Genomic DNA, 6,872 nt, shown 5'->3' on the forward strand with positions numbered 1-6,872 from the left:
CCCGGGTCACCTGACCTCGGGAGCCGGCTCAGCGGCATACGGCCTGACCCAACCCCTCTACCGCATTGACCCGGGAGCACATCTCATGACCGACAAGAACAGCCCGTCCGCGGGCAACGAGAACCTCGCCTTCCGTGCAGCCCTCGCCCGCGGACTGGTGAGCCGCCGTTCGGCGATGATGGGCGCTGCCGGCCTGGGCGCTGCGGCCTTCCTCGCCGCGTGCGGTTCGGAGGGGCGCAACCCGTCCACCCCCGGTGGAACCGGCGGTGCGGCTGCGTCGGCCAAGGCGGCCCAGGACATGAGCGACACGGAGAAGGTCGTCAACTGGTCCAACTGGACCGAGTACATCGATGTCACGGACGACGGCAAGTCCCGTCCCTCGATCGACGCCTTCACCAAGGCCACCGGGATCAAGGTCAACTACACCGAGGACTACCTCGACAACGACGAGTTCTATGCCAAGGTCCGGCCGCTGCTCGAGGGTGGCCAGGACACCGGTCGCGACGTCTGGTGCTCGACCGACTGGATGGTGGCGCGCCTCATCCGCCAGGGCTACGTCCAGAAGCTCGACATGGCCAACATCCCCAACGCGAAGAACCTGAACGACTCGCTCAAGAACGTCGAGTTCGACCCGGGTCGGGCACACTCCCTGCCGTGGCAGAGCGGCTTCGCGGGGATCGGCTACAACCTCAAGGCGACCGGCGGCAAGAAGGTCGAGTCCGTCGAGCAGCTGCTGACCGACCCCGCCCTCAAGGGCAAGGTCACGCTCCTGACCGAGATGGTGGACACGATGGGACTCGTCCTGCTCGAGCTGGGCAAGGACCCCGCGAAGTTCACGGACGCGGACTTCGACGCCGCGCTCGAGATGATCAAGAAGGCCAAGGAATCGGGTCAGATCCTGCGGTTCACCGGCAACGAGTACACGGACGGGCTGGCCAAGGGCGACATCGCCGCGTGCATGGCGTGGACCGGTGACGTCGTACAGCTGCAGTTCGACAACAAGGACGTCCAGTACGCGCTGCCGGACAAGGGCTTCATGCTCTGGTCCGACAACTTCGTCATCCCGGCGATGGCGCGGCACAAGAAGAACGCCGAGCTGCTCATCAACCACTACTACGACCCGGCAGTCATGGCGCAGGTCGCGGCCTGGGTCAACTACATCCCGCCGGTCAAGGGCGCCAACGAGGAGCTGGTCAAGATCGACCCCGAGCTCGGCAAGAACCCGCTCATCGCGCCGACCCCCGAGGTCCTGGCCAAGTCCCACGTCATCCGTGGGCTCAGCCCGGAGGAGCACGCGAAGTACTCCCGCGCGTTCAACGCCGTCGTCACGGGCTGATGACCGAGACCTCCGTCGAGCGGGGACGCGGCGACCTCAGGCTCGCCTCCCTCACGAAGTCGTTCGGCTCGTTCACCGCTGTCGAGCCGATGGACCTGACCGTCCCCCAGGGCTCGTTCTTCGCGCTCCTCGGTCCGTCGGGCTGCGGGAAGACGACGACCCTGCGCATGATCGCCGGGCTCGAGGCGCCGACCGCGGGGTCGATCCACATCGGGGACCAGGACATCACGGCGACGAAGGCGCACCAGCGCAACGTCAACACCGTCTTCCAGTCGTATGCCCTCTTCCCCCACATGACGGTGCTCGACAACGTCATGTTCGGGCTGAAGCGTCGCGGGGACAGGGACGCCCGACCGAAGGCCCTCGAGGCCCTCGAGCTCGTCCAGCTCGAAGGCCTCGGCGGCCGCAAGCCGAACCAGCTCTCCGGCGGCATGCAGCAGCGGGTGGCGCTGGCTCGCGCGCTGGTGAACCGCCCCGACGTGCTGCTGCTGGACGAGCCGCTGGGCGCGCTCGACCTCAAGCTGCGGCGGCAGATGCAGATCGAGCTGAAGCGGATCCAGCAGGAGGTCGGCCTGACCTTCATCCACGTCACCCATGACCAGGAGGAGGCCATGACGATGGCCGACTCCATCGCGGTGATGAACGAGGGGCGCATCGAGCAGCTCGGCGACCCGGCGACCCTCTATGAGCAGCCGGAGTCGACCTTCGTCGCCAACTTCCTCGGGCAGTCGAACCTGCTTCGGGCCAAGGTGGTCCCCGGCTCGGGCCGTGACGGGATCACCATGGTCCGCAGCCATGACGCCGACCTCGAGGTGGTGGCCGACCACGTGCCCCACGGCGTCAGCGACGTCTGGCTCGGGGTGCGGCCGGAGAAGCTGCGGCTCGGCGAGTCGGGCGGGCCGAACCGGCTGCGCGGCACCGTGCGCGACGTGTCCTTCACCGGCGTCGCGACGCAGTACATGGTCGCGATGCCCTGGGGGCGCGAGCTGACGGTGGTCCAGCAGAACGACGGTTCGGCACGGGCCGCGCTCGGTGAGCAGGTGACCCTGTCCTGGGCCGCCGAACACGGCTTCGCCCTCGACGCATCGCAGGACGCCGAGGCGGGAGCGATGGTGGAGGACGATGTCTGAGGCGACGCCTCGGGTTCGGATCAACCCGCTCGGCAACGCCATCCCGCCGAACCCCACACGGCGCAACTGGGTGCCGTACGCCCTGCTCCTGCCGGGCCTGCTGTGGCTGGTCATCTTCTTCGTGTTGCCGATGATCACCCTCGGCTCGCAGTCCTTGCAGGAGGGCAGCGTCGAAGAGGGGTTCGTCTTCACCGGCAACATCGGCATCTACGCCGATGCCTTCAGCCAGTACTGGCCGCACATGGTGCGCTCGCTCGTCTACGCCAGTCTCGCGACGGTCCTGGCCCTGCTGCTCGGCTACCCGCTGGCGTACTTCATCGCCCAGAAGTCCGGCCGCTGGAAGAACATCGTCCTCGTCCTCGTCATCGCGCCCTTCTTCACCAGCTTCCTGATCAGGACGCTGGCCTGGAAGACGATCCTCTCGGACAACTTCTTCATCACCCAGTGGGCCCAGAAGCTGGGCATCACGGATCTGCTCCAGGCGGTCGGCCTGACCTCGACGGACTCGCTGCTCTTCTCCCCGTTCGCCGTGGTCATGGGGCTGACCTACAACTTCCTGCCCTTCATGATCCTGCCGCTCTACGCGTCACTCGAACGGCTCGACCCACGGCTGCTCGAAGCGGCCGGTGACCTCTACGCCACGCCGTGGCAGGCGTTCCGCCGGGTCACCTGGCCGTTGTCGCTGCCGGGCGTGGTGGCCGGGACCCTGCTGACCTTCATCCCCGCGAGCGGTGACTTCATCAACGCGCGCCTGCTCGGCAACACCCAGACGTCGATGATCGGGTCGGTCATCGACACCCTGTTCCTGCGGGTGCTCGACTACCCGCTCGCGGCTGCCCTGTCGTTCATCCTGCTCGTCGTCATCGTCACCCTGGTCTCGCTGTACGTCCGCAAGGCCGGGACCGAGGAGCTGCTCTGACATGAACGGGATCATGAACTGGATCCGACGCCACCTCATCGCCTTCGCCGCGATCGCGGTGCTGGCCTACCTGCTCGTTCCGAACGTCGTCGTCGCGGTCTTCTCGTTCAACGACCCGGCGGGCCGCTTCAACTACAGCTTCAATGAGTTCTCGACCGAGGGCTGGACCAACCCGTGCGGCACCGTCGGCATCTGCGAATCCGTGGGCCTCAGCCTGCGGATCGGGATCACGGCGTCCATCGTCGCCACGATCCTCGGCACGATGATCGCGTTCGCGTTGGGGCGCTACCGGTTCCAAGGCCGGTCCTCGACGAACCTTCTCATCTTCATGCCGATGGCCACGCCGGAGGTCGTCATGGGCTCGAGCCTGCTGACGCTCTTCCTCATGATGGGCGTGCCCACGGGGCCGACCGCGATCCTCATTGCGCACATCATGTTCTGCATCTCGTTCGTCGTGGTGGCCGTCAAGGCCCGCGTCGCAACGCTCGACCCCCGGCTCGAGGAGGCGGCCGCCGATCTCGGGGCCACCCCGTTCCAGACCTTCCTGCGCGTGACCCTGCCACTGTCGGCCCCCGGCATCGCGGCCGGCGCCCTGCTCGCCTTCTCGCTCAGCTTCGACGACTACATCATCACGAACTTCAACGCGAGCCCGAGCTCGATCACCTTCCCGATGTACGTGTGGGGGGCGGCCGCTCGTGGTGTGCCGATCCAGGTGTACGTCATCGGCACGATGATGTTCCTCGTCGCCCTGACCGTGGTCATCGCCGGCCAGATCATCTCCAACCGGCGCAACAGACAGGTGGCCTGATCGTCCATGCGGGTGCTCATGATCGGCTCCGGCGGCGTCGGAGACGCCGCAGCGCGGATCGCTGCGGAGCGCGACTTCTTCGACCTGTGGGTCGTCGCCGACTACGACGTGGCGCGGGCCGAGCGCACCGTGCGGGAGGTGACTCAGCGGCATTCCGGAATGGAGCGTGGTGACGCTCGCAAGCTCGCGGACACCACCCTCCCCCGGCACCAGGCACAGGGTGTGCCCGGCGACCCGGGGCGGTTCGTCGCGGCTCAGGTCGACGCGTCGGACTCTGCTGCGGTCTCCGCACTCGCGCGCGAGCACGGGGCAACGCACGTCTTCAACGCGGTCGACCCGCGCTTCGTCATGCCGATCTTCGAGGGGGCGCGGGCGGCAGGTGCCGACTACCTCGACATGGCGATGAGCCTGTCGAGGCGACACGAGACGAAGCCCTACTCGAGGACCGGCGTCAAGCTCGGTGACGACCAGTTCGCCCAGGCGCAGCAATGGGAGGCGGAGGGTCGGCTCGCCCTCGTCGGCATCGGTGTCGAGCCGGGGCTCTCGGACGTCTTCGCCCGCTACGCCTCCGACCACCTCTTCAGCGAGATCGACGAGCTCGGCACCCGCGACGGCGCCAACCTCGCCGTCCACGACGACGACGGCAACGAGATCTTCGCGCCGAGCTTCTCGATCTGGACGACGATCGAGGAGTGCCTCAACCCGCCCGTGGTCTGGGAGAAGGACCGCGGCTGGTACACGACGGAGCCGTTCAGCGAGCCGGAGGTGTTCGAGTTCCCCGAGGGGATCGGGCCCGTGGAGTGCGTCAACGTGGAGCACGAGGAAGTGCTGTTGATGCCGCGGTGGGTCGACGCCAAGCGGGTGACCTTCAAGTACGGGCTCGGTGACGAGTTCATCGGCGTGCTCAAGACGCTCAACACGCTGGGGCTCGACCGCACGGAGAAGGTCCGCGTCGGCGGAGCGGAGGTGTCTCCGCGCGACGTCGTCGCCGCGGTGCTGCCTGACCCGGCGACGATCGGGCCACGGATGACCGGCAAGACGTGCGCCGGGCTCTTCGTCACGGGCACCGGCAAGGACGGCCGGCCACGGCGGACCTACCTCTACCACGTGGTGGACAACGAGTGGTCGATGCAGGCCTACGGTGCCCAGTGCGTCGTCTGGCAGACGGCCGTCAACCCTGTCGTCGCCCTCGAGCTGCTCGCCCGTGGGACGTGGAGCGGGAGCGGGGTCCTCGGGCCGGAGGCCTTCGACGCCCAGCCGTTCCTGGACCTGCTCGCCGCGCCCAAGCCAGCGGGCTACGCGTCGCCGTGGGGCCTCGAGGACCGGTGACGTCTGCCGACCGACTGGGGTACCAGCCCCGGTCGCGTGCCCATCGACCGAACTAGGCTGGAGCGCATGACAGCAGTGACGCAGCAGTCCGTCATCGACACGGTGCCCAAGGGCCTGTTCATCGCGGGGGAGTGGCGTGACAGCTCCGACGGGTCGACGCTTGCCGTGGACGACCCGGCGACGGGCGAGGTCCTCACCCACGTGGCCGACGCAACGGTCGAGGACGGCCGGGCCGCCCTCGATGCCGCCGTGGCGGCGCAGGCGGACTGGGCACGCACCGCACCGCGCGACCGGGCGGAGCTGCTACGGGCGGCCTACGAGAAGATCACCGAGCGGGCGGACGAGTTCGCCATGCTCATGACGCTCGAGATGGGCAAGACCCTCACGGAGTCACGCGGCGAGGTCACCTACGGCGCGGAGTTCTTCCGCTGGTTCTCCGAGGAGGCCGTGCGCGTCCACGGTCGCTACAGCACCGCACCGAACGGCGCCACGCGACTGCTCACGATGAAGCAGCCCGTCGGCCCGACCCTGATGATCACGCCATGGAACTTCCCGCTCGCCATGGGAACCCGCAAGATCGGCCCGGCGATCGCGGCCGGCTGCACGATGGTGGTCAAGCCTGCCGGCCAGACGCCCCTGACGATGCTGGCCCTCGCCGAGCTGCTCGACGAGCTCGGGCTGCCCAAGGGGGTGCTCAACGTCGTCACGACAAGCCACGGCCGCACGGGGGCCGTCATGGAGCCCATCATCCGCGACCCGCGTCTGCGCAAGCTGACGTTCACGGGGTCGACGGCGGTCGGGCAGCGGCTCATCGAGCAGTCGGCAGAGGGCGTCCTGCGCGTGTCGATGGAGCTCGGCGGCAACGCGCCGTTCCTCGTCTTCGCGGACGCCGATCTCGACCGGGCGGTCGACGGCGCCATGCTCGCCAAGATGCGCAACATGGGAGAGGCCTGCACGGCGGCGAACCGCTTCTACGTCCACGAGTCGGTCGCCGACGAGTTCTCTCATCGGCTCGCCAAGCGCATGGGCGCGCTGACCCTCGGCCGTGGCACGGATGACGGCGTCGACGTCGGTCCACTCGTCGACGAGAAGTCCCGCGACAAGGTCACCTCCCTCGTTGAGGACGCCGTCTCCAAGGGCGCCCGAGTCCTGGTCGGCGGCAGCGCGCGCGAGGGAGCGGGGTGGTTCTTCGAGCCGACCGTCCTGGCGGACGTGCCGGTTCACGCGGACCTGTCGCAGGAGGAGATCTTCGGACCGGTGGCGCCGGTCACGACGTTCCGGACCGACGACGAGGCGATCCAGCTCGCCAACAACACCCGGTTCGGCCTGGTCGCCTACCTCTTCACCCAG

General features: G+C 68.1%; 6 protein-coding genes. All 6 read left to right on the top strand.

Annotated elements, in window-relative coordinates; genetic code table 11:
* Positions 1 to 85: 85 nt before the first annotated feature.
* Positions 86 to 1,336 (top strand): ABC transporter substrate-binding protein, encoded by a 1,251-nt coding sequence (locus ABF401_RS09925; protein WP_353509391.1) that lies wholly within the window; start codon positions 86 to 88, stop codon positions 1,334 to 1,336.
* Positions 1,336 to 2,466 carry an ABC transporter ATP-binding protein gene (locus tag ABF401_RS09930; RefSeq protein ID WP_353509392.1) on the top strand — a complete coding sequence of 377 codons (1,131 nt, stop codon included), beginning with the start codon at positions 1,336 to 1,338 and terminating at the stop codon, positions 2,464 to 2,466. Before ABF401_RS09925 ends, ABF401_RS09930 begins: the two co-directional genes overlap by 1 nt.
* Positions 2,459 to 3,385 (top strand): ABC transporter permease, encoded by a 927-nt coding sequence (locus ABF401_RS09935; RefSeq protein WP_353509393.1) that lies wholly within the window; start codon positions 2,459 to 2,461, stop codon positions 3,383 to 3,385. Before ABF401_RS09930 ends, ABF401_RS09935 begins: the two co-directional genes overlap by 8 nt.
* Before the next feature lies 1 nt (position 3,386).
* Positions 3,387 to 4,193: an ABC transporter permease gene (locus ABF401_RS09940; protein ID WP_353509394.1), complete on the top strand. Its 807-nt coding sequence runs from the start codon at positions 3,387 to 3,389 to the stop codon at positions 4,191 to 4,193.
* 6 nt (positions 4,194 to 4,199) lie between these two features.
* Positions 4,200 to 5,522: a saccharopine dehydrogenase family protein gene (locus ABF401_RS09945; RefSeq protein WP_353509395.1), complete on the top strand. Its 1,323-nt coding sequence runs from the start codon at positions 4,200 to 4,202 to the stop codon at positions 5,520 to 5,522.
* Between the two features lie 66 nt (positions 5,523 to 5,588).
* Positions 5,589 to 6,872 (top strand): NAD-dependent succinate-semialdehyde dehydrogenase (locus ABF401_RS09950; protein ID WP_353509396.1); only part of this gene is annotated, 1,284 nt, incomplete at its 3' end.

This window comes from Intrasporangium sp. (assembly GCF_040414665.1).
In the GTDB taxonomy this organism is placed as follows: domain Bacteria; phylum Actinomycetota; class Actinomycetes; order Actinomycetales; family Dermatophilaceae; genus Intrasporangium.